The organism is Micromonospora sp. NPDC005172, assembly GCF_040608555.1.
GTDB lineage: Bacteria > Actinomycetota > Actinomycetes > Mycobacteriales > Micromonosporaceae > Micromonospora.
Genome location: NZ_JBEXIL010000038.1, coordinates 1 through 24451, shown reverse-complemented (window position 1 = coordinate 24451; position 24451 = coordinate 1). Strand labels below are relative to the sequence as shown.

Below are 24451 nucleotides of genomic sequence, written 5' to 3'. Positions count from 1 at the left end.
TCATGCTCCGATCTCGTCGTTGGCGACCGGACGCCCCAGCGGCGCCTCGGACATCTCGTCCAACTCGTCCAGCAGGTGACCCATCCGGTCCCGCTTGGTGCGCAGGTAGCGCAGGTTCTCCGGGTGCGCGCCGGCCGGCAGACCCTCACGGCCGGTGATGGTCAGCCCGTAGCCCTCCAGCCCGGCCCGCTTGGCCGGGTTGTTGGTCAGCAGCCGCATCGAGCGCACGCCCAGGTCGTAGAGGATCTGCGCACCGGTGCCGTAGTCGCGCGCGTCGGCCGGCAGACCCAGGTCCAGGTTGGCGTCCACGGTGTCGCGGCCCTGGTCCTGCAACTGGTACGCCTGGAGCTTGTGCAGCAGCCCGATGCCGCGCCCCTCGTGGCCGCGCACGTACAGGACCACGCCCCGGCCCTCGCGGGCGACCCGGGCCAGCGCGGCGTCCAACTGTGGTCCGCAGTCGCAGCGCAGCGAGCCGAACACGTCCCCGGTCAGGCACTCGGAGTGCACCCGGACCAGCACGTCCTGGCCGTCGCCGAGGTCACCGATGACCATGGCGACATGCTCGGCCGGGTCGTGCTCGGCGCGGTAGCCGAGCGCCCGGAACACCCCGTGCCGGGTCGGCATCCGCGCCTCGGCCACCAGCTCGACCTGCTTCTCGGTACGCCGCCGGTAGGCGATCAGGTCGGCGATGGTGATCAGCACGAGGCCGTGCTCGGCGGAGAACTTCTCCAGATCCGGCAACCGCATCATGGTGCCGTCGTCGTTGATCAGCTCGCAGAGCACGCCTGCCGGGCGCAGGCCGGCGAGCCGGGTCAGGTCGATCGCCGCCTCGGTGTGCCCTGGCCGGCGCAGCACCCCACCCTCGCGGGCGCGCAGCGGCACGACGTGACCGGGACGCGCCAGGTCGGTCGGGTCGGTGGCGGCGGCGGCGAGCAGCCGGATCGTGTGTGCCCGGTCGGCCGCCGAGATGCCGGTGCTGATCCCCTCCCGGGCGTCCACGGTCACCGTGTACGCGGTGCCGCGCCGGTCCTGGTTGGTGTGGTGCATCGGCGGCAGGTCGAGCCGGTCGGCCTCGCTCTCGGTCAACGGCACGCAGACGTACCCCGAGGTGTAGCGCACCATGAACGCCATCAGTTCCGGCGTGGCCAACTCGGCCGCGAAGATCAGGTCGCCCTCGTTCTCCCGGTCCGCGTCGTCGACCACGACGACGGGCCGTCCGGCCGCGATCTGGGCGACCGCCTGCTCGATGTCGGCGAAGCTGCTCATGCGACGGCCTCCGTGTAGGTGGGCGGGAGTGCGGTGGCCGGCCGGGTGGCGCGCGACGTGCGCCACCAGGCGGCGAAGCCCCAGGCGCAGAACGCGCCGTAGACCAGGTACATGGCCGCCGACGGGTAGAACCCGCCGCGCAGCAGCAGCGGCACGCCGACGGCGTCCACCGCGATCCACACCAGCCAGAACTCGACCCAGCCGCGGGCCATGCCGTAGGTGGCGAGCAGGCTGCCGGTGAGGATCCAGGCGTCCGGCAGCGGACCCCAGGAGCCCAGCGCCTTGAGCAGCGGGTACGCCGCCGCGGTGCCGACGACGGCGACCAGCAGCATCGCGAGCCGCTCCCGACCGGTGGCCCAGCGCGGCAGCACCGCGGCGTGCTGGGCGTCGGCGCGGCTGTTGCGTCGCCACCGCCACCAGCCGTAGACGCTGACGAGGAAGAAGAAGACCTGCCGGCCGGCCTGCCCGTACAGGTCGTGAGCCTGCGGGGTGGCGAACACCCCGCCGAGGAAGACGGTGAACAGCAGCGCGTTGCCGATCATGCCGACCGGCCACGCCCAGACCAGCCGACGCAGCCCGAGCAGCGCGGAGATCAGGCCGAACGCGTTGCCGACGATCTCCCGGACCAGCACCGGCGAGCCGGCCACCTGCACCTGGGCGTCGAGCAGCCAACCGAGGGCGCTCATCAGGCCACCTCACCGGTGTCGGCGAGCCGGCTGCCCAGCAGCCGCTCGACGTACTTGGCCACCACGTCGACCTCGAGGTTGACCGGGTCGCCGACGTGCTTCGCACCGAGGGTGGTCAGCTTCAGGGTGGTCGGGATCAACCCGACGGCGAACTCGTCCGTGCCCACCTCGGCGACGGTCAACGAGACGCCGTCGATGGTGATCGACCCCTTCTCCACGACGTAGCGGGACAGCCCTGCGGGGAGCCGGAACCGCACGGTCTCCCACTGCTCGGCCGGCTCCCGGGAGATCAGTTCGCCGACGCCGTCAACGTGGCCCTGCACGAGGTGCCCGCCGAGACGGCTGCCCAGCGCCGCGGCCCGCTCCAGGTTGACCGGGTCGCCGGGGCGCAGCGCGCCCAGCGCGGAGCGGCGCAGGGTCTCGCCCATGACGTCGGCGGTGAAGACGCCGTCCGTCGCGTCCACGACGGTCAGGCAGACACCGTTGACGGCGATGGAATCACCGTGGCGGGCGTCGGACGTGACCAACGGCCCGCGCACGGCGAGAAGCGCCGAATCGCCCGCCGTGGCCGTGACGCGCACGATCTCGCCCAATTCCTCGACAATGCCAGTGAACATGTCAGGCCTCCCTCTTGCGGGGCAAAGCGGTGATCCGGAGATCCGGACCGACCTGCGTAACGTCGACGAACTCCAGATCGATGGCCTCAGCGATGGTCGTCACTCCCGCGTCGACCAGGGCGGTGGGGCCGGCGCCGAGCAGCCGCGGCGCGACGTACCCGACGATCTTGTCCACCAGCCCGGCGGCGAGGAACGCGCCGGCCAGCCGGGGCCCACCCTCCAGCAGCACCGCACGGACGCCGCGCTGGTGCAGCGCCGCGAGCAGCGCCGGCAGGTCGACCCGGCCGTCCGGACCCGCGCCGACGTCGGCGGCGGTCGCGATCCACGTCCGCGCGGCGCCGTCGCGGACCCGGGCGTCGACCGGGGTACGTCCCGAGCTGTCCACCACCACCCGCAGCGGCTGCCGGATGGCGAGGCTGCCGTCGCGCAGATTCCGGGCGGTCAGGCGGGGGTCGTCGGCGAGCACGGTGCCCACCCCGGCGATTACCGCGTCGACGGTGCCGCGCAGGGCGTGCACGTCGATCCGGGCCGCCTCCGAGGTGATCCACATGCTGGTGCCGTCCGCGGCGGCGGACCGGCCGTCCAGGGTGGCGGCGTACTTCCAGATGACGTACGGCCAGCCCCGGCGCATCGAGGTCAACCAGGCCACGTTTCCGGCCTCGGCTTCGTCACCGCGTACCCCCAGGTCCACCTGGAGCCCGGCGGAGCGCAACGTGGCGGCGCCGCCGGAGGCCACCGGGTTCGGATCCGGCACGGCGATGACCACGCGGGCCACCCCGGCCTGGACCAGCGCGGTGCTACAGGGGCCGGTGCGGCCGGTGTGGTCGCAGGGTTCCAGAGTGACGACCGCGGTGCCGCCCTTCGCGCGCCGCCCGGCCTGCGCCAGGGCGACGATCTCGGCGTGCGGCCCGCCGGCGTAGGCGTGGAAGCCCTCGCCCACGACCTGGCCGTCCTCGTCGAGCAGCACGCACCCGACAACCGGGTTCGGGCTGGTGGTACCCAGCCCGCGTGCCGCCAGCTCGATCGCACGCCGCATCGCCTCGTCGACGGAGACGCTGGCCATCGCCCTGCCCTGCCCTCTCACTCGCCGGTGCGCGCGGGCGGGTCAGGGAGGCGGCATGGACCGCGGGCAGGCGGCGGCGGATTCCGGGTACGGCACAGCCGCCCCGGGAAGGGCGGCAGGCACGCTGAAGCCAGCGGCCGGCTCGGACCCGTCCGTCCCGCGCGCTGTCTCCCATCCGGACTGTCTGGGCGCGGACGAACCGCTCCCAACCGTCGGCCCCGGATTTTCACCAGGTCCACCGTGCGGCCGAAGCCGTCCGGGTCGCGGGCTGACCACGGTCTGACCGTGGATCACCGCCGGTTCGGAATTTCACCGAGTCCCGCCAGCGCGTGGTGGGTACTTCGCAGTCTTACACGCCGAACCCGGTGTGTCGTTATCGAGGCGAGCTACTTCACAGCGGGATCACGCCTCAGGGGACACCGCGCCGCCGGTCCACGGCGACGTACGACCCCGGCTGGCTCTTGGCGACCGTCTTCATCTCCGAGGCCACCGCGATCGCCTCGAGCGGGTCGGTGAAGCGCTTGCCGGCGTCGGACAGGGAGACGCCGATCGAGAGCGTGACCAGGGCCGCCCGTCGGATGTTGCCGCGTCGGTCCTTCAACTCGACGAACCCGCGCTCGCGGTCGGTCGGGTCGTAGAGCGTGTCGGCGGACTTCTCGAAGTCGACCACCGCCCGGGAGGTGAGCGGGCGGACCTGGTCGGGTGCGCAGACGATCACGAAGTCGTCGCCGCCGACGTGGCCGAGGAAGGCCGGCGGCAGACCCACCGCCACCACCGCACGGTGCAGGCTGCGGGCCAGCGCGGAGATGAAGTCGTCGCCCCGGACGAAGCCGTACCGGTCGTTGACGCTCTTGAACCGGTCGATGTCGATGTAGCCGACCGCGTAGTCGACCCCCTGGCGGACCCGGTCGCTGATCTCCCGACGGATGCGGCTGTTGCCAGGCAGTCCGGTGAGCGGGGAGACCTCCCGGAACTCCTTGTTGCGCCGCAGCGTCGAGGAGACCCGGGCCACCAACTCGGCGGTGTCGAACGGCTTGACCAGGTAGTCGTCCGCGCCCGCGCTGAGCCCGTGGACCTTGTCCACGGTCATTCCCTTGGCGGTCAACATGATCACCGGCAGGGCGGAGGTCATCGGGTCGGCACGCAGCCGCCGAGTCAGTTCCAGACCGTCGACACGGGGCATCATGAGGTCGACCACCGCGAGGTCCGGCCGTTGCCGCTCGATGATCTCCAGGGCCTCCTGACCGTCGCTGGCGTGGATCACCTCGAAGCCGTGCAACCGCAGGTTGAACTCGACGAACCGGGCGATGTCCTCGTCGTCGTCCACGACGAGGATCACGTCCTTGCGATCGACCTCGGGCTCCACCTCAGGCCTCGGGCGCCGCGCGTTCCGCCAGTGCCCGCAGGTGCCGGACCGCCTCCGCCGGGTCGGCGGCGCCGTAGACGGCGGTCCCCGCCACGAACGCGTCGGCACCGGCGGCGGCCGCCTGCTCGATGGTGTCGGCGGCGATCCCCCCGTCCACCTCGATGCGCAGCTCCAGGTGCCCGGCGTTCACGTGCCGGCGGGCGGCGCGGACCTTGTCCAGCAGTTGCGGGATGAACCGCTGACCGCCGAAGCCCGCCTTGATCGTCATGATCAGCAGGGTGTCGAAGCTGGGCAGCAGGTCCAGGTACGGCTCGATCGGGGTGTCCCGGTCGATGGCCAGTCCGGCCTTCGCGCCGGCCGAGCGCAGGTCCTTGGCCAGGGCCACCGGGTCGTCGGCCGCCTCCGCGTGGAAGGTGACGTTGTACGCCCCGGCGTCGGCGTACCCGGGCGCCCAGCGGCGCGGATCGGAGATCATCAGGTGCACGTCGAACGGCATCGTGGTGGCGGCCCGCAGGCTCTGCACCACGGGCAGTCCGATGGTCAGGTTGGGCACGAAATGGTTGTCCATCACGTCCACGTGCAACCAGTCCGCGGCGTCCTCGACGGCACGGACCTCTTCGGCGAGGTGAGCGAAATCGGCGGCCAGGATGCTCGGCGCGACGATCGGCGGCGGTACGGTCACGGGGCCAGTGTACGAACGCGGCCACCCGCCGCCCGCAGCACGGCACCAACTCCGACACGCTGTGATCCAGCAGTGACCAGTAGTGCAGAATAAGCCGGTCCGGGCCATCGATTCCGGACGAACAGACATCAGTGGCTGGCCGATCGACCCAAACGCGACGACACTCCAAGCGGGACGGTGCCGTAGGCTCCACGCCCGCCGGGGTCGCGCCGCGGGGCGCGGCGACCGGTCGCCAGCTCCCGGGAGGGCGGACGATGCGACGGTGGCTTGCAGCGCTGGCGCTGGTCGGCGTCACGACGATGCTGCTGTCCGGCTGCGCGCCGGCGCGGGGCGCGGACGGTGATCTCACCGACGACTGGCCGGAGCTGCGGGTTCCACGACCCTTCACCCCGGCCACCGACACCTGCCTGCCCCGGATCACCTCGGTCGTGCAGGCCAGCACGTACGAGACCGTGGACTGCGCCCACAGCCACCTCGCCGAGGCGATCCACGTCGGCACGTTCACCGGCCCGGCGGCGCATGCCGGGGCTCGGCCGGGCCCCGGCACGACCGCGTTGCGCGCGGCCCGCTCCGAGTGCGACCAGCGGGCCCGGGAGGTGCTCGGCGGCGACTGGCACGCGGCGCGGCTCACCCTGACCCTCTCGCTGCCCACGGCACCGGCCTGGACCGGAGGCGCACGGTGGTTCCGTTGCGACCTCAGCGAGACCGACAGCATCGACAACACCCGGCCGGTGAACCGGGTCGGCAGCCTGCGCGGCGCGTTGATCGGCGACAGCCCGCTGACACACCGCTGCTTCGATCCCAAGCTCATCGGCGACAACCTCAACTACATGGCCCCGGTCCTCTGCACCGAGCCGCACCGCGCCGAGTTCGTCGGCGTCTACGAGGAGAAGGACCTGACCTGGGCGGCCTTCTCCCGCGCGGGCGAGCAGGCCCACCGGCGCTGTATGGCGTTGATCGCCACGTACGTGGCAGTGCCCAACAACAGCGAGCTGCCGTACCGGGCCGGGTCCATCTACTACCCACCGTCGCAGCGGGAGTGGGAGGAGGGCGACCGCGGGGTGCGCTGTTTCCTGTGGAGCGACGATCGCAAACTCACCCGTTCGCTGCGCGGCGCCGGCCCCGAGGGACTCCCCGCCATCTGAGCCATGGTGCCGTATGCTGCTGCGCCGTGGCGCTACCGGCCGGCTGGGGCCGGCCGGAGGTCACCAGCGGCGGGAGGTCGAACGATGCGACGGTGGTTGACGGCGGTTGCCGGGAGCGCGGCGGTGGCGCTGGCGCTCAGCGGCTGTGGCGCGCCCGCCGGAGTCGACCGGAACCTCGTCGACGACTGGCCGGCGCCGGTGGCGGCGCAGCAGTTCGTCCCCGCCGCGGGTGTCTGCCACCACTCCTCCCAGCAGGTCGGCTTCCTCAGCGGCTACAACCCGATGGAGTGCAGTGAGGCGCACCGGGTGGAGACCGTCCACGTCGGCACACTCACCGGCCCCGGGGCGGAGCGCGGCACGACCCCGCCGCCGGGCTCGGAGGGCATGCGGGCCGCCCAGTCCGGCTGCGACAAGGAGGTCACCAAGGCGGTCGGCGGCGACTGGCGCTCCGGACGCCTCGGACTGACCGTCGTGCTGCCGTCCGCGCCCGCCTGGGCCGGCGGCGCCCGCTGGTACCGCTGTGACGTCACCGAGATCGCCAGCATCGACGACACCGCCGTCGACCTACGCACCGGCAGCCTGCGGGGCGCGCTGAGCGGCGCGGCGCCGCTGGCGTACCGCTGCTTCAACCCGAAGCTGGTCAAGGACAAGATCGAGGAGATGGTCGCGGTGTCCTGCACCGCGAAGCACCACGCCGAGTTCGTCGGGATCTGGCAGGCCCCCGACATCAGCTACGCGGAATTCAACCGCACCACCAAGCGCACCCACCAAGCGTGCCAGTCGGTCACCGCCAAGTACGCCAAGGTGCCGGACGACTCGAAGCTCGACTTTCGCGCCGGAACGATCTACTACCAGCCGTACGAGCAGGAGTGGAAGAACGGCAACCGCGGCGTGCAGTGCTTCCTGTGGATCAGCGACCGGAACCTGACCCGCTCCATGCGCAACGCCGGCAACAAGGGCCTCCCGGTCACCTGACCCGTTCGTCGTACCGCCCCCGGCCCCGTCTCGGGCCGGGGGCGTCGTCGTGTCAGCCCTTGCGCAGGACGGCGAGGAACATCGCGTCGGTGCCGTGCCGGTGCGGCCACAGCTGCACCGTCGGGCCGTCACCCAGTCCGGGCATACCGGCGGGCAGCAGCGGCCGGGCGTCGACGAAGTCCACCGTGGCGCCGCTGCGACGGGCCGCCTCGGTGACCGTCACGTGCGTCTCCACGGTGTGCGGCGAACAGGTGACGTACGCGACCAGTCCGCCCGGCCGGACCGCCCGCAGCGCCGCGCCCAGCAGCTCACGCTGCAACCGGGTCAACGGCGGCAGGTCCGACGGCTGGCGACGCCAGCGCGACTCGGGCCGGCGACGCAGCGAGCCCAGCCCGGTGCACGGCGCGTCCACCAGCACCCGGTCGAAGTGGCCCTCCGGCAGCTTCGGGTCGCCGCCGACCTCGCGGCCGTCCATCGTCAGCACGGTCACCGGCAGGTCCCGGGTCGCCAGGGAGACCAGCCGGGCCCGGTGCTCGGCCACCTCCACGGCGGTCAGGCGGGCGCCCCGCTGCGCGGCCAGCGCGCCGAGCAGCCCGGCCTTGCCGCCGGGGCCGGCGCAGAGGTCCAGCCAGCGTCCGTCCGGGCCGTCCAGCGGCGCGTCGGCGAGCGCGGTGGCCACCAGCTGGGAGCCCTCGTCCTGCACGTGGGCACGGCCGTCGACCACCGCCGGGATGTCGCCCGGCGACCCGCCGGGCAGATAGACGGCGTACGGCGAGAAGGCACCGGGCGCTCCGCCGACCTCGTCGGCCAACTCGACCGGGTCGATCAGACCGGGCCGGGCACACAGGTGCACCGGGGGGCGCTCGTTGTCCTCGATCAGGAGTCGGGCCGTCTCACCGAGGTCACCGCCGAGCGCCTCGGAGAACGCCCGCACGATCCACTGCGGGTGGCTGTACGCCAGCGCGAGGTGCCCGACCGGGTCGGTCTCCATGGGCGGGGCGAGCTTGGTCACCCACGCGTCGATGTCGCGGGTCGACACCTCACGCAGCACCGCGTTGGCGAACCCGGCGGCACCCGGAGCGACCGAGCGGACCAGGTCCACGGTCGACGACACGGCTGCGTGCGGGGGCACCCGCGTGTGCAGCAACTGGTACGCGCCGATCCGCAGCGCGTCGCGCGCCGGCGGGTCGATCCGGGCCACGTCCCGGCCGGATGCGTCGCTGAGGATCGCGTCCAGCGTGCCCAGGTGGCGCAGCGTGCCGTAGGTCAGCTCGGTGGCGAAGGCGGCGTCGCGGCCGTACAACCCCTCGTCGCGCAGGATGATGGGCAGCACCAGGTTGGCGAACGCGTCGTCGCGGTGCACCGCCGCCACCGCCTCGTACGCGGCGCGGCGGGGTCGGTCCATCGGTGGGCGGACCGGTCGCCGATCCCCGCCCCGATCGGCCCACGAGCCGGAGCGCGTCGGGCGGGTCCCCTCCGGTGCCGTCACGCGAATTCCTCTCCAGTGCCCACCCGGACGCCGCGCGCCCAGTCGGTCGCGCCCATGGCCCGCTTGCCCGCGGCGCGGACCTCGCCGAGTCGCACCGGCACGGTCGCCGTGCCGGCCAGCACCCGCGTCTTCTCCACCAGCAACTCCCCCGGCTTCAGCTCGGGGCCGTCGGGCACCGGGACGACCGGACCGAGCTTCACCCGCTCGTCGCGGAAGGTCGTCCACGCGCCGGGGGCCGGGGTGCAGGCACGGATCCGCCGGTCCACCGCGAAGGCCGGGTCACTCCAGCGGACCCGGGCGTCCTCCACCGTCAGCTTCGGCGCCAGAGTCACCCCGTCGGCGGGCTGCGGCTCGGCGCGGGCGGTGCCGTCGGCGATGGCGTCGAGCACCGCCACCAGCAGCCCCGCGCCGGAGTCGGCGAGCCGTTCCAGCAGGTCGCCGGACGTGTCGCCGGGGCGGATCTCGTCGGTCAGGGTGCCGTAGACGGGCCCGGTGTCCAGGCCCTGCTCCAGTTGGAAGACGCTGGCTCCGGTCAGCTCGTCGCCGTGCAGGACGGCGTGCTGCACGGGCGCCGCGCCCCGCCAGGCCGGCAGCAGCGAGAAGTGCAGGTTGATCCAGCCGTGGCGAGGGATCTCCAGCGCGGACGGCGGCACCAGCGCGCCGTAGGCCACCACCGGCACGCAGTCCGGCGAGAGCTCGCGCAGCCGGTCGAGGAACTCCGGGTCGCGGGGCCGGGCCGGCGTCAGCACCTCCACGCCGTGTTCGTCGGCCCACGTGCCGACCGGGGACCGGGACAGGCCCCTCCCCCGTCCGGCGGGCGCGTCGGGTCGGGTGACGACGGCGACCAGGTCGTGCTGGGAGGCCGCGACGGCGGCCAGGGCCGGTACGGCCACCGCCGGGGTGCCGGCGAAGATCACGCGCATCCGGGTCAGCGCCCCAGACCGAAGGGGTCGCTGATGTGCGGGCTCAGCTTGACCGTGGGCGGGGCCGAACCGTCGTACCACTCGGCCTGGCGGATCGCCTTCATGGCCTCCTTGCGCCCCTGCGCGTCCAGTCGGTCCAGGAAGAGCACCCCGTCGAGGTGGTCGGTCTCGTGCTGCACGCAGCGCGCCATCAGACCGCTGCCGACGATCTGCATCGGGTCGCCGAACGAGCTGAAGCCCTTGGCGACGACGTTCTGCCGACGCTTGGTGTCGAAGTAGAGCCCGGGGATCGACAGGCAGCCCTCCGGGCCGTCCTGTTCCTCCTCGTCGGGAAACTCCAGCACGGGGTTGATCAGGTGCCCGAGCACGTCGTCGACGTCGAAGGTGAACACCCGCAGACTCACGCCGAGCTGCGGCGCGGCCAGACCGGCGCCGTTCTGCTCACGCATCGTGTCGGTGAGGTCGGCGACGAGCCGACGTAGCTCGGCGTCGAAGTTGACCACCGGATCGGCCGGCGTGCGCAGCACCGGATCCCCAAACAGACGGATGGGCTGGACGGTCACGCGGGATGGCTCCTTCGTCGGACGGGCGAGCGGTGCCGTACCAGTCTACGGAGTGCCCGGCAGCGCGCCGGCCGGCGTACCTCGATCGGCCACCGGCGGTGTGCCCAGCGTCACCGAGCCGGCTCCGGAACCGCGGTCCGGGCCAGCAGGGCCCGGACCCGCTCGCCGTCGGGATGGCCGAGGTCGTCGAGGATGCGCAGGGAACGCTGCCAGGTCCGCGCCGCGCCGACGGCGTCCCCCGCCGCCTGCCGGCTCTCGCCGAGCCGGGACAGGGTGTCCGCCTCGTCGTAGCGGTCGCTGATCCGCCGGTAGAGCCGCAGCGCCCGGCCGTAACAGCGGATCGCCTCCCGGTGGTCACCCAGCCGCGCGTGGACGAAGCCGAGGCTGTCCCAGGTGTTCGCCTCGCCGTGCCGGTCGCCGGTGCGGCGCAGCAACTCCAACGCCTGCCCGCAGTGCGCGAGCGCCGGGGCGTACTGGCCGAGCTGGGCGTGCGCCCAACCGACCGCGTTGCGGGCGCTCGCCTCACCGGCCAGGTGGCCGGCGTCGCGGTACAGCGCCAGCGCCCGCTGGCCGTGCTCCAACGCCTCGGCGTGCCGGCCGAGACCGTCGAACATCGCGCCGAACGCCCGGTGGGTGCGCGCCTGCCCGGTGTGGTCACCCAGCGCCCCGAAGATCGCCAGGGCGTGCCGGTAGTTGCTCGCCGCCTCGTCCACCCGGCCCAGCCGGGACAGCACCCGGGCGAGGTCGCGGTGGGCGTTCGCCTGCCCGAGTCGGTCACCCGCCCGCCGGGCACCGGCCAGGGCGGTCCGCTGGGCGGCGGCGAGGTCCGGCCACCGCCCTCGCCGTTGCAGGAAGTCCACCAGCGTCCACGCCAGCTGCCAGGCGTGGCCGTCGAACCCGACGCGGTTGGCGTGCGCGACCGCCGCCAGGAGCACCGGGTACTCGACGGTGAACCAGGCGAGCGCCCGACCGTGGTCGGTGATCTTCTCGGGCACCACACCGGGTGGGGCCGGGGCCAGGGTGACCGGGTCCCGGCCCGGCTGCAACAGCAGCGCGGCCGCGTGGGCGGTGTGCAGGTAGTGGTCCAGTCCGCGCCGGATCGCGGCCCGCCGGGCCGGCGCCGGTTCGAATCGTTCGGCCTGCTGTGCGGCGTACGCCCGGAGCAGGTCGTGCGCGCCGAAGCGCCCGGGCGCGTGCTCGGTGACGAGGTGTGCGTGGGCCAGTTCCGCCAGCAGCCGGGGCGCCTGCTCCCGGGGCAGCCCGGCGAGGCTGGCCGCCGCCGCCACACCGATGTCCGGGCCCGGGTGGCAGCCGAACAACCGGAACAGCCGCGCGGCCGCGGGCGTGAGGCTCTGGTACGACCAGGAGAAGACGGCCTGTACGTCGGTGCTGGCGTCACCGGCGTCGAACGAGTCCAGCGGACGGAGCGCTCCCCGCAGCTCCGCGGCCAGGCTGGACAGGGCGAACCCGGGATTCGCCGCCCCCCGCGCGGCGAGCACCGCCAGCGCCAGCGGCAACCGTGCGCACCGCTCGATGATCTCGTCCACGGCCTGCGGCTCGGAGGTCAGGCGGTCCGCGCCGAGCCGGCGGGCCAGCAACTGCCACGCCTCGGCGGCGCTGAGCAGCTCCACGCCGACCGGCCGGGCGCCCTCGGCGGCGACCAGGCCGGCCAGCCGGTTGCGGCTGGTGACCAGGACCAGACAGGTCGGACTGCCGGCCAGGAGCGGCCGGACCTGCTCGGCGTCGCGGGCGTTGTCGAGCAGCACCAGCATCCGGCGGCTGGCGAGCAGGCTGCGGTAGAGACCCACCTGCGCGCTCAGGTGGGTGGGAATCCGTTCGGGCGGCACCTCGAGGGCTTCGAGAAAACCCCGGACCGCCTCGGCAGCCGTCACGACCGTCCCGGTGGAGTCGAATCCGCGCAGGTCGACGTAGAGCTGCCCGTCCGGGAACCGATCGGCGACCCGGTGCGCCCAGTGCACCGCCAGCGTGGTCTTGCCGACCCCGGCCGTGCCGGAGAGCGTCACCACCGTGGCGGGCGCCAGGCCGCCGTCACCGGGGGCGCCCGCGGCGGCGCAGGCGGCGTCGAGCTGGGCGAGTTGGGCGGTACGTCCGACGAATCCGGGCAGCGCCGGCGGCAGTTGGCGAGGTACGGGGAGACGGTTCGGCGTGGAGACGACCCGTGCGTCACCGCCCCTGGCGCGTACGACCCCGACGCCCGTCGGCGCGCTGGCCGCCTGGTCCCGGGTCGGGCGTCGACGGTGCTCCTCGATCCGGTCCCGTGCGGTGGCCAGCACACCCTGCTCGGTGGGACTCGCACCGAGCAGTCGGATGAGCGCGTCGAACCGCTCCGGCGGGGGCAGGACGTTGCCGGCGAAGTACTCCCCGATGATGCCGCGTGACCAGCCCGTCTTGGCCGCCAACTGCCGGTACGTCAGCCGGGTCTCGCCCTGCTGCCGTGCTTCGCGGCGACGCAGTTGGCGCAGCAGTGCGGCCAGGTCCGGCAGGGTCTGCGCCGCGACGGCGCGGCGCGCCACCTCGCACGCCTCGGGCGACTCCTGCGGCCTGGGACGAACGCCGGGAGCAACCCATTGGTCGGACATGCGGCCCCCACCCCCTCCCGGCCACCCGGCCGCCCCGGATGCCGACACGGGCAGGCTAGTTGCGGCCACCGGCGCTCAGATAGGAGATCGCCGATGTCTGACAGTTCCACATCAGACCTTTCCCGGCCGAACGAGTCCACCGGCGTCCACCGGTGTCCGACCGTGTCCAGTCCCGTCCAGGATCGCCGTACGGATCGGACGTCGCGTGCCACCGTCCCTGGTGCGGGCTCGGCCCGCGCCACGAACCCTGGGGAAGGGGTACAGATGATCCGTCCACACCCGAACACCCGACGGTCCGCGTCGATGCTGCGTCGCATCGCCGTGGCCGCCTGCGGCCTCACGCTGCTCGTCACGGGCGTGACCGCCACGTCGGCCACCGCCGCGCCGAAGGGCAAGGCCACCACCACCGGATCGTTCGTCGACAGCACCGCGGTGCCCGGCGGCTTCGCCTCCTGGTCGGAGCTGCTCCAGTTGCAGCAGCGGATGAACACCGCCGCCGCCCAGATCACCAACGCCGCGCAGCGCAGCGCGAACTCCGGATTCGCCGGCATCGTCGCCGATCCCGCCACCCGTCATCTCCAGGTCTACTGGAAGGGCGAGCCGCCGGCCCGACTGATGGCCAATGCTCGGGCCACCGTCGCGACGACGGTGCTGCCCGCCGCGTACTCGCAGCGGGAGCTGATGGCCGCGGCGGACAAGCTGCGCGCCACGGCCGGCGACAAGATCACCACGGTCGGGCCGCGCGCCGACGGCGCGGGCCTGCTCGTGGGTACGCAGAGCGGGCTGCTCGGGGCGACGGCTCTCGCCGGTGTCCCGGTGACCGTGCAGACCGGCGTCGCCGCCGCTCCCGCCACCCGGTGGGACGACAGTCCGCCCTGGTGGGGTGGCGCCGCGTGGCGCAACACCTCCACCGGTGGCGGCTGCTCGACCGGCTTCGGCGTCTTTGCGGGCGGGGTGTCGCGGGTGCTCTCCGCCGCGCACTGCGCCAACCTGAACGTCGTGGCGGCCGACCCGACCGGGCAGACCATCGGCACCGTCATCAGCCGCAACGTCAGCAGCGACACCCTGCTCATCTCGGGCAGCGGCGGCGGCCGGGTCTTCAACAACAGCACGGACGCGGCCGGCGCGGTGGTCAGCGAGTTCAGCAACCAGGTGATCGGCGCGCAGGCCAGCCAGGTCGGCAACTGGGTGTGCAGCTCGGGCGCGTACTCCGGCACCCGGTGTTCGATCCAGGTCAAGGCCCGCAACCTGTGCATCAACGTGCGGGACTTCGGCACGGTCTGCGGTCAGGTCCAGGCCGAGAACACCACCCACACCAACGGCGTCGGCCAGGGTGACAGCGGCGGCCCGGTGGAGATCGTGAACGCGGCGAACACCCTCCAGGTCTGGGCGACCGGCACCAACACCGCCATCGACGACACCAACACCACGACGGCGTGCACCGGATACGTCAACGCCGGACGGGTGTGCGCCTGGCGGTTCTACTACGAGGACATCTTCTCCGGCATGGCCGGCGTCGGCGCCTCCGGAGTCGTCCTGGGCTGACGCCTTCCGAGTGCAGGGGCAATCAGGCTGACAGTCGGGCCGGCGCGCAACCCGTGCGTCGGCCCGGCACGCACGGCTGGCCGCCCTGCTGATGTGGCGAGGAGCGGTATACCTCAGGGGAACAATTATTCCTCTGAGGTATACCGCTCCTCATCAAGTCCACCCCGGCAGGCGTTCAGGCGCCGACGCCCGTGTCCGCGGCGAGCACGGCGTCGCCGCGGAGCAGCGCCGGCTCCGGCAGCGGCATGTGGATCTTGTGGGCCGCTTCCCAGTCGTAGACCAGGCCCGGCCGCACCTGGGCGGCGAAGTAGTCCACGGCACTCATCCCGCCGACCACCGGCTCGTCGACCTCGGCGACCAGCTGGGCCGGCACCAGGGAGAAGCCGTTCTGCAGGGCGGCGCTGAGCCGCCGGTGACCGTCGACGACGAAGAAGTACTCCCCCGTGAAGCCGATCTTGAGCGGCTCCAACGACTCGTCGCCGGCCTCGGCCACGTCGCCGACGAACTCGCTGTCCCAGAGACCACGCAGGGTGGCGATGTCCTCGGTCGGGTAGACCCGAGCCGGGTCCAGCAGCAGCAGCGGCCGACCGTCGCGCAGCACGTCGGCGCCGAGCGTGCCCTCGTACGCGGCGACGATGTGCTCGACCACCTCGGCGGCGGAGGCCCGGGTGGTGTCACAGATCAGGTCGTAGTTGCGCAACCGCGCCTTGTCCACCCCGTAGCGGAGGATGAACCGGTTCCGCTCGCTCGCGCTGCGCTCGCGGAGCTTGGCCTTGGCCTCCTCGTGCGAGGCGTAGCTCTCCGCCGGGCCGGACGGGCGGGCCAGCACCCGGCGGGCCGCCTCACCCGGCTCGGTGATCATGTGCACCTTGAGCGCGTCGGTGAAGAAGTGCCAGGCCAGCCGCGAATCCATGATCAGGTGTTCGCCGGAGGCGGCGATGTCGCGCTGGAGTTGGTCGACGTACCCGTCGACGGCCTGGTCCAGCTCGGCGTGCAGGTTGAGTTGCAGGGCGGTCATCTGCCGCTGCTGCGCCATCTCCCGATAGAGATCACCCACGCTGACCCGGCGCATACCGAGCCGCTTGGCGATCTCCACCGACACCGTGCTCTTGCCGCTGCCGAGGTCGCCGTTGAAGACGATCGATTGTCGAACGGTCACGACTGGTCCACCCCTGATAACCGGCTTCCTGACATCATCGACATCGCGTCCGACCGGCCGTCGTACGCCCGAGCATGACGGGCGATGCTACCACCTCGTCGCCAGCGCTTTGCCGGACGCGGTGTGCGGGGACCGGCCCCCCGCACCAGGGTTCGTGCCCGTCGGCAGCCCCCGCGAAACGGTCAGAACAGGCTCAGCGGATCGACCTGGAGACGAACCGGGTCGGCGGCCTTGCGGGCGGCGCGCAGCCCGGCGGCCGAGTGCAGGGCCTCGGCGAGCGCGGCGGCCCGCGCCCGGGGCACCCGCAGGAGCATCCGCTCGCGCCCCTCGTCGGCCGGCACCGGCCCGAGCACCTCGGCGTCGGCGGGCAGCCGCGCCGCGTCGAGCAGGTCGGCCACCGCCTCGGCCGGGCCGGTGACGCTCGCCATGCGTACGGCCGGCGGGAAGCCCAGCTCGCGGCGCTCGGCCAGCTCCCGGCCGGCGAACCAGGCGGCGTCCCAGCGCAGCAGCGCCTGCACCGGGGCGAGCGCGCCGTCGGCGACGACCACCACGCGGCCGGCCGGCGCCGGGCGGGCCAGGGCCGCCGCGGCCAGCCAGCGGCGCAGCGCCTCCTCGCCGGCGCGCAGGTCGGCCCGGGTCAGCAGGGCCCACGAGTCGAGCAGCAGCACCGCGCCGTAGCCGCCCGCCGCGACCGGCTCGGCCCCGGGGGTGGCGACGACCAGGGCCGCCGTGCCAGGCACGTCGGTCAGGACCTCCTCCCGTCCCGAGGTCCGCACCGGCACGTCGGGGAAGGCCCGGCCCAGCTCCTCGGCGGTACGCCGGGCGCCGGTCACCGCCGCCCGCAACCGCCGCCCGCCGCACTGCGGGCAGGCGTACGCGGCGGCGACCCGGGCGCACCAGCGGCACGCGGGGGTACCGCCCGCCGACGGCAGCGCGAGCGGGCCGGCGCAGTGCGCGCAGCGTGCCGGGGTACGGCAGTCGGCGCAGGAGACCGAGGGCAGGTAGCCGCGGCGGGGCACCTGCACGAGCACCGGCAGGTCCGCCCGGAGCGCGTCGCGGGCGGCCGTCCAGGCCAGGCTGGGCAGCCGGGCGGTGGCCGCACCGGGGTCACGGGCGAGCTGTGGGTCGTCGCCGGTCGGCGCGATGGTCGGGATCCGGGCCCGCACCGTCGCCCGATCGGCGACCACCTCACGCGCCCAGCCGGTCTCCAGCAGCAACTGCGCCTCGGCCGTACGCGCGTACCCGCCGACCAGCGCGGCGGTCTCGCCGAGCCGCGCCCGGGTGAGCAGGACGTCACGGGCGTGCGGATAGGGAGCGCGGGGTTCGGAGTGCAGGTCGTCCCCGTCGTCCCAGACGGCGACGAGACCGAGCCGACGCACCGGGGCGAACATCGCCGCCCGGGTACCGACGACCACGGGCACCTGTCCCCGCCGGGCGGCGAGGAATGCCCGGTAGCGCCGGGCCGGCCCGAGGGCGGCGGAGAGACTGACGTGCCGCCCCGGTCCCAGCACGGCGGTCAGCGCCGCGTCGAGACGGTCGAGGTCACGCGCGTCGGGCACCACGACCACGGCGCCGCGCCCACCGGCCACGGTGGCGGCGACCGCGTCGGCATAGCGGGCGGCCCAATCCTCACCGGGCAGCGCGGACCAGACCGCGCGGGCCGGCCGACCCTCGGTGAGCGCCCGCAGCAGCGCCGGCCCGGCCGGATAGTCCCGCCAGCCGCGCGGGTCGACGGGCTCCCCCGGCGCGGCGACGTCCGCCGGCGTGGGCTGCTCGTCGTGGGGCTCCTTCTCGACGCGGGCGTGCCGGGGTGGCACGGCGAGCCGGAGGACGTCGGCGAGGTTGCCCGCGTACCGGTCGGCGACCGCGCGGGCCAGGCCGGCGACCTCGGGCGTCAGCACGGGCTCGGGCGAGACGACCTTCTCCAGGTAGGCGAGCCGACCGGTGTGCCCGGAGTCGTCCGCACGGGACAGCAGCCAGCCGTCGACCACCTGCCCCGCGAAGCGGACCTTGACCCGGGTGCCGGGCACCGCCACGTCGTCCAGCTCGGCCGGCACCAGGTAGTCGAACGGGCGATCCAGGTGGGCCAGCGGCACGTCCACGCAGACGCGAGCGACCGGCGACCCGTCCGCGGGTCGCCGGTCGCTGGGCCTGGTGGCGGTCAGGCTCCCGCAGCCGACTTGAGGTCGGCTGCCCGGTCGGTGCTCTCCCAGGTCAGGTCCGGCAGCTCCCGGCCGAAGTGGCCGTACGCGGCGGTCTGCTGGTAGATCGGGCGGAGCAGGTTGAGGTCCCGGATGATCGCGGCCGGCCGCAGGTCGAACACCTCGGAGACGGCGCTCTCGATCGAGGCGACCGGCACGGTCTCGGTGCCGAACGTCTCGATGAACAGGCTCACCGGGTGTGCCTTGCCGATGGCGTAGGCGACCTGCGCCTCGCAGCGCTCGGCCAGGCCGGCGGCGACCACGTTCTTGGCCACCCACCGCATCGCGTACGCGGCCGAGCGGTCCACCTTGGACGGGTCCTTGCCGGAGAACGCGCCGCCACCGTGCCGGGCGTACCCGCCGTAGGTGTCAACGATGATCTTGCGGCCGGTCAGACCGGCGTCGCCCATCGGGCCACCGATCTCGAACCGGCCGGTCGGGTTGACCAGCAGCCGGTAGCCGTCGGTGTCCAGACCGAGGCTCTCCAGCTCCGGGGCGATCACGGAGTCGCGTACGTCGGGGGTGAGCAGCGACTCCAGCGAGATGTCCGCCGCGTGCTGGCTGGAGACCACCACCGTGTTCAGACGGACCGGGCGCAGCCCTTCGTACTCGATGGTGACCTGGGTCTTGCCGTCCGGGCGCAGGTAGGGAATCGTGCCGTCCTTGCGGACCGCGGCGAGCCGGCGGGCCAGCCGGTGGGCCAGGGCGATCGGCAGCGGCATCAGCTCCGGCGTCTCGGAGCAGGCGAAGCCGAACATCATGCCCTGGTCGCCGGCACCCTGCGCGTCCAACGCGCTCTCCGACGCGCCGGTGCGCAGCTCGAAGGCGTTGTCGACGCCCTGCGCGATGTCCTCGGACTGCGCGCCGATCGAGACGCTGACCCCGCAGGAGGCGCCGTCGAAACCCTTCTTCGACGAGTCGTAGCCGATGTCGAGGATGGTCCGGCGGACGATGGTGGGGATGTCGGCGTACGCCTTGGTGGTGACCTCGCCGGCGATGTGCACCTGGCCGGTGGTGATCATGGTCTCGACCGCGACCCGGCTGTGCGGGTCCTCGGCGAGCAGCGCATCGAGGATGCCGTCGCTGATCTGGTCGGCGATCTTGTCCGGGTGGCCTTCCGTGACCGATTCGGACGTGAAAAGGCGGCGTGTCACGGCACTCCTAAGCGTGTGATGTCGTTCCGCGGCAGTCTAGTCACCGCTGCGGCCGGTGTCGGGATCGGTCGCGCCTGTTCCACCCGTCAGGAGCGATTGGCCAGCCGCGCCACGACGAGGTCCCACACGGTGTCGGCCACAGCCTCCTTGGCCTGCTCCGGCAGACGACTCACCGAGCCGTCCGCGCCGATGACCGTCACCGTGTTGGTGTCGGCGCCGAAGACCCGGTCCGGACCGACCTCGTTGACCACGATGAGGTCGGCCCGCTTCCGGGCCAGCTTCGCCCGGCCGTTGGCCTCCGCGTCGCCGGTCTCGGCGGCGAACACCACCAGCACCTGTTCCGGTCGCTTGCGCTGGCCGAGCTCCGCCGCGATGTCCGGGTTCGTGACGAGCTCGATGGTGGGAGCGACACCGTCGTCCGACTTCTTGATTTTGCCAGTCGCGTACGTCGCCGGTCGGAAATCGGCCGGAGCCGCCGCCATCACGACCGCGTCGGCCTCGTCGGCGGCCTTCAGGGTCGCCTCGCGCAGCTCGGCGGTGGTGCCGACCCGGACCAGGTCGACCCCGGCGGGGTCGGCGAGGGACACGTTGGCCGCGATCAGCGTGACTTGGGCGCCCCGGGCGACCGCCGAACGCGCGAAGGCGTAGCCCTGCTTGCCGGAGGACCGGTTGCCGAGGAAGCGGACCGGGTCCAGCGGCTCACGGGTGCCACCGGCGGTGACCACCAGCCGGCGACCGGTCAGGTCGGCCGGCGCGGAGGCACCCCGAGCGAGGACCTGCCGGGCGACCGCGAAGATCTCCGCCGGGTCCGGGAGCCGACCCTTGCCGGTGTCGACGCCCGTGAGCCGCCCGACGGCCGGCTCGATCACCCGGACGCCCCGGGAGCGCAGCGTGGCGACGTTGGCGACGGTGGCCGGGTGCTCCCACATCTCGGTGTGCATGGCCGGGGCCAGCACCACCGGGCAGCGCGCGGTCAGCAACGTGTTGGTCAGCAGGTCGTCGGCGAGCCCGTGGGCGGCCTTGGCGAGCAGGTCGGTCGTCGTCGGCGCGACCACCACCAGGTCGGCCTGCTTGCCGAGGCGGACGTGCGGCACCTCATGCACGTCGGACCAGACGTCGTCGGCGACCGGCTGGCCGGAGAGTGCCGCCCAGGTCGGCGCGCCGACGAACCTCAGCGCCGACGCGGTCGGCACGACGCGGACCCGGTGGCCCGACTCGGTGAAGAGTCGCAGCAGCTCGCAGGCCTTGTAAGCGGCGATGCCGCCGCCGACCCCGAGGACGATCGAGGCGGACATCGACGGGTACGGACCTACGGCTGGTCGGTCGGCTCGGCGGTGAGCAGGCCGCCGTTGATCTCGCGCATGGCGATGGAGAGCGGCTTTTCCTGCGGGGTGGTCTCGACGAGCGGACCGACGTACTCCAGGAGGCCCTCGCCGAGCTGGCTGTAGTAGGCGTTGACCTGGCGCGCACGCTTGGCGGCGAAGATGACCAGCGCGTACTTCGACGTCGTCTTCTCGAGGAGCTCGTCGATCGGCGGGTTGGTGATGCCTTCGGGGTTGGCGATGGATCCCACGAATTAACCTCTGCGTCTTTCGAGCCGCGCGGACGCGGTGCTGAGTCCCGACGGCGGCCGGCCCTCAGCCGCGCACACGCGACCAGGCCGGATCCGGATGAGTTGAACCGAGTAAGCCTACCAGCTCGTCAGCCACCCGATCGGTGCAGTCATGCGTGAGGGTGTGCGCGAAGGCCGTGGCCACGGCGGCGTCGGGTCGGCGTCCGGGTGGGATCAGCAGCACCAACCGGGCGTCGGGCAGTCGCACCCGCACCAGCCGGGCCCCGGTCACGTCGAGTGGGAGCAGGACCTGCTGCCCGGCGTCGAGCCGGGCGCGCAACGGTGGGTGCAGGGTGCCCCGGCGGTACTCGCCGATCCGGGACCACTCCAGCAGCTCGCCGGCGGCCACCCGCCGCTCGAACTCGGCCGGGGCCAGAAACACCCGCTGCTCGCCGTCGACCTCCGGTTCCCGGCGCGGCCTTGTCGTTGCCGGCACCGGGACCCACACGGACGGGAAACGCGCCCGAACGAACTCGACGACACTCTCCCTGCCGGAACCCGAAGGTCCAGCCAGGACAGTGAGCCGAGCCGCCGGGCGCGCCTCGTCATCCGTGCTCACTGCTTGTTTCTACACGCTGCCAGGTTCAGTTGGCGGCGAACTCTCCAAGCAGTGCCTTGCGCTGCTGCTCGCCGAGGCCGCGCAGACGACGGCTGTCAGCGATCTTGAGCTTCTCCATGATCTGGGTAGCCCGGATCTTGCCGATGCCCGGCATCGCCTGCAGGACGGCCGAAACCTTGAGCTTGCCGACGACGTCGTCGCTCTCGGCGCGCTCGAGGACGGCACCAAGGGTGGTCTTGCCCTGCTTGAGCTGCTCCTTCAGCTCGGCACGGGCCTTGCGGATCTCCGCAGCCTTCTCGAGCGCGGCAGCGCGCTGTTCGGGGGTCAGTGACGGGAGCGGCACCAGTTCTCCTCAGGTCCCTATCGCGGCGGGCGGGGCGCACCGCCGCATCTGTGAAACGTGGTGTCGCTGTGAACCAAGGGGTCCATGGTTCCCAGCGCGGGGAAAACTAGCGGTCAACGGAGCTTTCGGCAACGTGGGCGCGCGAAGATCATCGCAAAGTGACCGAGCCGTCAGTCAGTCACCGGGCAGCCAGAACGGCCCGACACTCACCCAACACGCGATCCGCGGCGGCCCGCAGTGCGTCGGCGTCCGGTCCTGCCGACAGGACCTCACGGGAGTACGACGGGAGCACCGCGGCGAGGCTGGAGCCGAAGACGGTACGCAGATCGGCAGCGCCCGCACCCTGCGCGCCGAGCCCCGGAGCGAGCAGCGGACCCCCCACGCCGGAGAGGTCGTGGCCGGTGTCACCGATGGTGGCCCCGACCACCAGACCGAAGCTACCGAGGGGGTTCGCACCGCTGTTGAGCTGGGAAATCTCGTCGATCACGGTCTGCGCGACAGTGCGCCCGTCGGCCGTACGGGCCCGCTGCACGGCCGCGCCCTCGGGGTTCGAGGTGAGGGCCAACACGAAGACCCCGCCGCCGTGTCGGGTGGCCAACTCGAACATCGGCGCCAGCGAACCTACTCCCAGGTAGGGACTGGCCGTAACAGCGTCGACATACAGCGGGCTGGATGGATCAAGGTACGCGGAGGCGTACGCGCTGACCGTTGAGCCGATGTCGCCGCGCTTGACGTCGAGCAGAACGAGCGATCCGGCTTCTCGTAACTGTCGGATAGTTGACTCAAGAATCGCCACACCGCGGGATCCGAATCGCTCGAAAAAGGCCGACTGAGGCTTGACAACCGCAACCCGGTCACCGAGGGCATCCACCACTGTCCGGGTGAACCGGTCCAGACCGTCGAGGTCGTCCGCGAGGCCCCAGCGGGCCAGCAGACCGGGATGCGGGTCGATGCCCACACAGAGCGGTCCGCGCTCGGTGACGGCGCGGTGCAGCCGGGTGCCGAAGCTCTCCATCGGCGTACTTCCCCTCTTCTCCGTCCGGGTGGCGGGACCGCCTCCCGGGGTACTCGTCGATGCCCGCTCAGCCGGCCGCCACGGCCGCCGCGATCCCGGCCGCGATCCGGGCCAGGTCGGCGTCGTCGGTGACGTACGGCGGCATCGTGTAGATCAGGTCCCGGAAGGGCCGCAGCCAGACGCCGCGGTCGGCGGCCGCCGCGGTGGCGGCGCCGAGGTCGACCTCGTGGTCGAGCTGGACCACGCCGATCGCCCCGAGCACCCGCACGTTGGCCACGCCCGGCGCGGCACGCAGCGGTTCCAGGCCGGTACGCAGGCCCGCACCGATCCTGGACACCTGCGCCGCCCAGTCACCGGCCCTCAGCAGCTCGATGGAGGCGTTGGCGACCGCGCAGGCCAGCGGGTTGCCCATGAACGTCGGACCGTGGGCCAGCACACCGTCGACGGAGATCCCCCGCGCGATCTCCGGTGTGCACAACGTCGCGGCGAGGGTCAGGTACCCCCCGGTGAGGGCCTTGCCCACGCACATCACGTCCGGCGACACCCCGGCGTGCTCGGCGGCGAACATCGTGCCGGTACGGCCGAACCCGGTCGCGATCTCGTCGAAGATCAGCAGCACCCCGTGGGCGCGGGTCACCTCGCGCAGCACCCGCAGGTAACCGGGGTGGTGGAAGCGCATCCCACCCGCGCCCTGCACCACCGGTTCCACGATGACCGCGGCCAGTTCGTGGGCGTGCCGCTCGACGGCGTCCACCAACGCCGCCACGTACGCCTCGTCGGGCGGATCGGCGAACCCGCCCGGCGGCACCGGGGCGAACACCTGCCGGGGCAGCACGTCGCCCCAGAGGTGGTGCATCCCGCCCTCGGGGTCGCAGACGCTCATCGGGTGGAAGGTGTCCCCGTGGTAGCCGCCCCGCCAGGTGGCCAGGCGACGCCGCTCCGGCCGGCCGACGGCCCGCTGGTACTGCAGGCACATCTTCACGGCCACCTCGACGCTGACCGAGCCGGAGTCGGCCAGGAACACGTGCTCCAGCCCCTCGGGGGCCACCTCGACCAGGGTCCGCGCGAGCCGCACCGCGGGCTCGTGGGTGAGTCCACCGAACATCACGTGACTCATCCGCCCGAGCTGGTCCGTCACGGCCGCGTCCAGCACCGGGTGCCGGTAGCCGTGGACAGCCGCCCACCAGGACGACATCCCGTCCACCAGCTCCCGACCGTCGGCCAGGGTCAGCCGTACCCCCTCGGCGCTGCGGACCACGAACGGCGCGTTCGCCGGCGGCAGCGCGGCGTACGGATGCCAGACGTGCGCCCGGTCGCCGGCCAGGATCTCCTCGGGTGTCACGCGTGCTCCTTCCGGACCCGAACGGGCCGACCGGTCCGACGGGGGTGATCCGCGACGGCAGCGCCGAGGCCGTACGGACGCTGTCGCTGGTGTTCCTGCTGCCCTTCATGCTCTGCAACGTGGCGCTCTGGATGCGCCCGGCCAAC

General features: G+C 72.9%; 22 protein-coding genes and 1 riboswitch. Of the genes, 3 read left to right on the top strand and 19 right to left on the bottom strand.

All coding sequences use genetic code 11. From position 1 onward, the window contains the following. The 6 genes from ABZV06_RS23400 to rpe form a co-directional block, all read right to left on the bottom strand. Positions 1-1266: a bifunctional 3,4-dihydroxy-2-butanone-4-phosphate synthase/GTP cyclohydrolase II gene (locus tag ABZV06_RS23400; protein WP_355624190.1), complete on the bottom strand. Its 1266-nt coding sequence runs from the start codon at positions 1264-1266 to the stop codon at positions 1-3. Continuing rightward, positions 1263-1952 carry a nicotinamide riboside transporter PnuC gene (gene pnuC / locus ABZV06_RS23395; protein WP_355624187.1) on the bottom strand — a complete coding sequence of 230 codons (690 nt, stop codon included), beginning with the start codon at positions 1950-1952 and terminating at the stop codon, positions 1263-1265. The genes ABZV06_RS23400 and pnuC overlap by 4 nt, the downstream gene beginning before the upstream one ends. Next, positions 1952-2569 carry a riboflavin synthase gene (locus ABZV06_RS23390; RefSeq protein WP_355243214.1) on the bottom strand — a complete coding sequence of 206 codons (618 nt, stop codon included), beginning with the start codon at positions 2567-2569 and terminating at the stop codon, positions 1952-1954. The genes pnuC and ABZV06_RS23390 overlap by 1 nt, the downstream gene beginning before the upstream one ends. Before the next feature lies 1 nt (position 2570). Continuing rightward, entirely contained in the window at positions 2571-3632 is a 1062-nt protein-coding gene (gene ribD / locus ABZV06_RS23385; RefSeq protein WP_355624184.1) for a bifunctional diaminohydroxyphosphoribosylaminopyrimidine deaminase/5-amino-6-(5-phosphoribosylamino)uracil reductase RibD, read from the bottom strand. A gap of 159 nt (positions 3633-3791) precedes the next feature. Next, positions 3792-3963: riboswitch (FMN riboswitch) on the bottom strand. A 78-nt stretch (positions 3964-4041) separates the two neighbouring features. Next, a complete protein-coding gene (locus tag ABZV06_RS23380; RefSeq protein WP_355243208.1) occupies positions 4042-4998 on the bottom strand; it encodes a response regulator in 957 nt (318 codons plus the stop codon). 1 nt (position 4999) lies between these two features. Beyond that, the gene (gene rpe / locus ABZV06_RS23375) at positions 5000-5680 is read right to left on the bottom strand and encodes a ribulose-phosphate 3-epimerase (protein WP_355243205.1); all 681 of its coding nucleotides are present in this window, start codon (positions 5678-5680) and stop codon (positions 5000-5002) included. Positions 5681-5934: 254 nt separating this feature from the next. On the opposite strand from rpe, the gene ABZV06_RS23370 reads away from it, so the two are divergent. Together ABZV06_RS23370 and ABZV06_RS23365 are read left to right on the top strand one after the other, a co-directional pair. After that, a complete protein-coding gene (locus ABZV06_RS23370; RefSeq protein WP_355624181.1) occupies positions 5935-6825 on the top strand; it encodes a septum formation family protein in 891 nt (296 codons plus the stop codon). 84 nt (positions 6826-6909) lie between these two features. Beyond that, a complete protein-coding gene (locus ABZV06_RS23365; RefSeq protein ID WP_355243199.1) occupies positions 6910-7800 on the top strand; it encodes a septum formation family protein in 891 nt (296 codons plus the stop codon). 52 nt (positions 7801-7852) lie between these two features. Here ABZV06_RS23365 and ABZV06_RS23360 read toward each other — a convergent pair whose 3' ends face one another. From ABZV06_RS23360 to ABZV06_RS23345, 4 genes are all read right to left on the bottom strand, one after another. Then, the gene (locus ABZV06_RS23360) at positions 7853-9289 is read right to left on the bottom strand and encodes a transcription antitermination factor NusB (protein WP_355624178.1); all 1437 of its coding nucleotides are present in this window, start codon (positions 9287-9289) and stop codon (positions 7853-7855) included. Continuing rightward, complete coding sequence (fmt, locus tag ABZV06_RS23355) at positions 9286-10212, bottom strand: methionyl-tRNA formyltransferase (RefSeq protein ID WP_355624175.1); 927 nt, start codon at positions 10210-10212, stop codon at positions 9286-9288. Before fmt ends, ABZV06_RS23360 begins: the two co-directional genes overlap by 4 nt. A gap of 5 nt (positions 10213-10217) precedes the next feature. Further along, positions 10218-10775, bottom strand: a complete 558-nt coding sequence (def, locus tag ABZV06_RS23350; RefSeq protein WP_355243190.1) for a peptide deformylase — start codon at positions 10773-10775, stop codon at positions 10218-10220. A gap of 110 nt (positions 10776-10885) precedes the next feature. Beyond that, on the bottom strand, positions 10886-13375 hold the full coding sequence (locus tag ABZV06_RS23345) for a tetratricopeptide repeat protein (RefSeq protein ID WP_355624172.1): 2490 nt from the start codon (positions 13373-13375) through the stop codon (positions 10886-10888). A 264-nt stretch (positions 13376-13639) separates the two neighbouring features. Between ABZV06_RS23345 and ABZV06_RS23340 the strand changes: the two genes are divergently transcribed. Further along, positions 13640-14920 (top strand): hypothetical protein, encoded by a 1281-nt coding sequence (locus ABZV06_RS23340; RefSeq protein WP_355624169.1) that lies wholly within the window; start codon positions 13640-13642, stop codon positions 14918-14920. Between the two features lie 175 nt (positions 14921-15095). Here ABZV06_RS23340 and ABZV06_RS23335 read toward each other — a convergent pair whose 3' ends face one another. From ABZV06_RS23335 to ABZV06_RS23295, 9 genes are all read right to left on the bottom strand, one after another. Further along, complete coding sequence (locus ABZV06_RS23335; protein WP_355243181.1) at positions 15096-16079, bottom strand: AAA family ATPase; 984 nt, start codon at positions 16077-16079, stop codon at positions 15096-15098. Between the two features lie 182 nt (positions 16080-16261). Continuing rightward, positions 16262-18244 carry a primosomal protein N' gene (locus tag ABZV06_RS23330; RefSeq protein ID WP_355243331.1) on the bottom strand — a complete coding sequence of 661 codons (1983 nt, stop codon included), beginning with the start codon at positions 18242-18244 and terminating at the stop codon, positions 16262-16264. Continuing rightward, positions 18241-19434 carry a methionine adenosyltransferase gene (metK, locus tag ABZV06_RS23325; RefSeq protein ID WP_355624166.1) on the bottom strand — a complete coding sequence of 398 codons (1194 nt, stop codon included), beginning with the start codon at positions 19432-19434 and terminating at the stop codon, positions 18241-18243. Before metK ends, ABZV06_RS23330 begins: the two co-directional genes overlap by 4 nt. Positions 19435-19520: 86 nt before the next feature. Further along, positions 19521-20729: a bifunctional phosphopantothenoylcysteine decarboxylase/phosphopantothenate--cysteine ligase CoaBC gene (gene coaBC, locus ABZV06_RS23320; RefSeq protein WP_355624163.1), complete on the bottom strand. Its 1209-nt coding sequence runs from the start codon at positions 20727-20729 to the stop codon at positions 19521-19523. A gap of 14 nt (positions 20730-20743) precedes the next feature. Continuing rightward, positions 20744-21007, bottom strand: coding sequence for a DNA-directed RNA polymerase subunit omega (gene rpoZ, locus ABZV06_RS23315; RefSeq protein WP_074318577.1), 264 nt, complete (start codon positions 21005-21007; stop codon positions 20744-20746). 64 nt (positions 21008-21071) lie between these two features. After that, positions 21072-21605: a guanylate kinase gene (locus tag ABZV06_RS23310; protein WP_355624160.1), complete on the bottom strand. Its 534-nt coding sequence runs from the start codon at positions 21603-21605 to the stop codon at positions 21072-21074. 25 nt (positions 21606-21630) lie between these two features. Next, positions 21631-21948: an integration host factor, actinobacterial type gene (mihF, locus tag ABZV06_RS23305; RefSeq protein WP_007458370.1), complete on the bottom strand. Its 318-nt coding sequence runs from the start codon at positions 21946-21948 to the stop codon at positions 21631-21633. 178 nt (positions 21949-22126) lie between these two features. Continuing rightward, the gene (pyrF, locus tag ABZV06_RS23300) at positions 22127-22963 is read right to left on the bottom strand and encodes an orotidine-5'-phosphate decarboxylase (RefSeq protein ID WP_355624157.1); all 837 of its coding nucleotides are present in this window, start codon (positions 22961-22963) and stop codon (positions 22127-22129) included. Between the two features lie 67 nt (positions 22964-23030). Then, entirely contained in the window at positions 23031-24305 is a 1275-nt protein-coding gene (locus ABZV06_RS23295) for an adenosylmethionine--8-amino-7-oxononanoate transaminase (RefSeq protein WP_355624154.1), read from the bottom strand. Positions 24306-24451 lie beyond the last annotated feature (146 nt).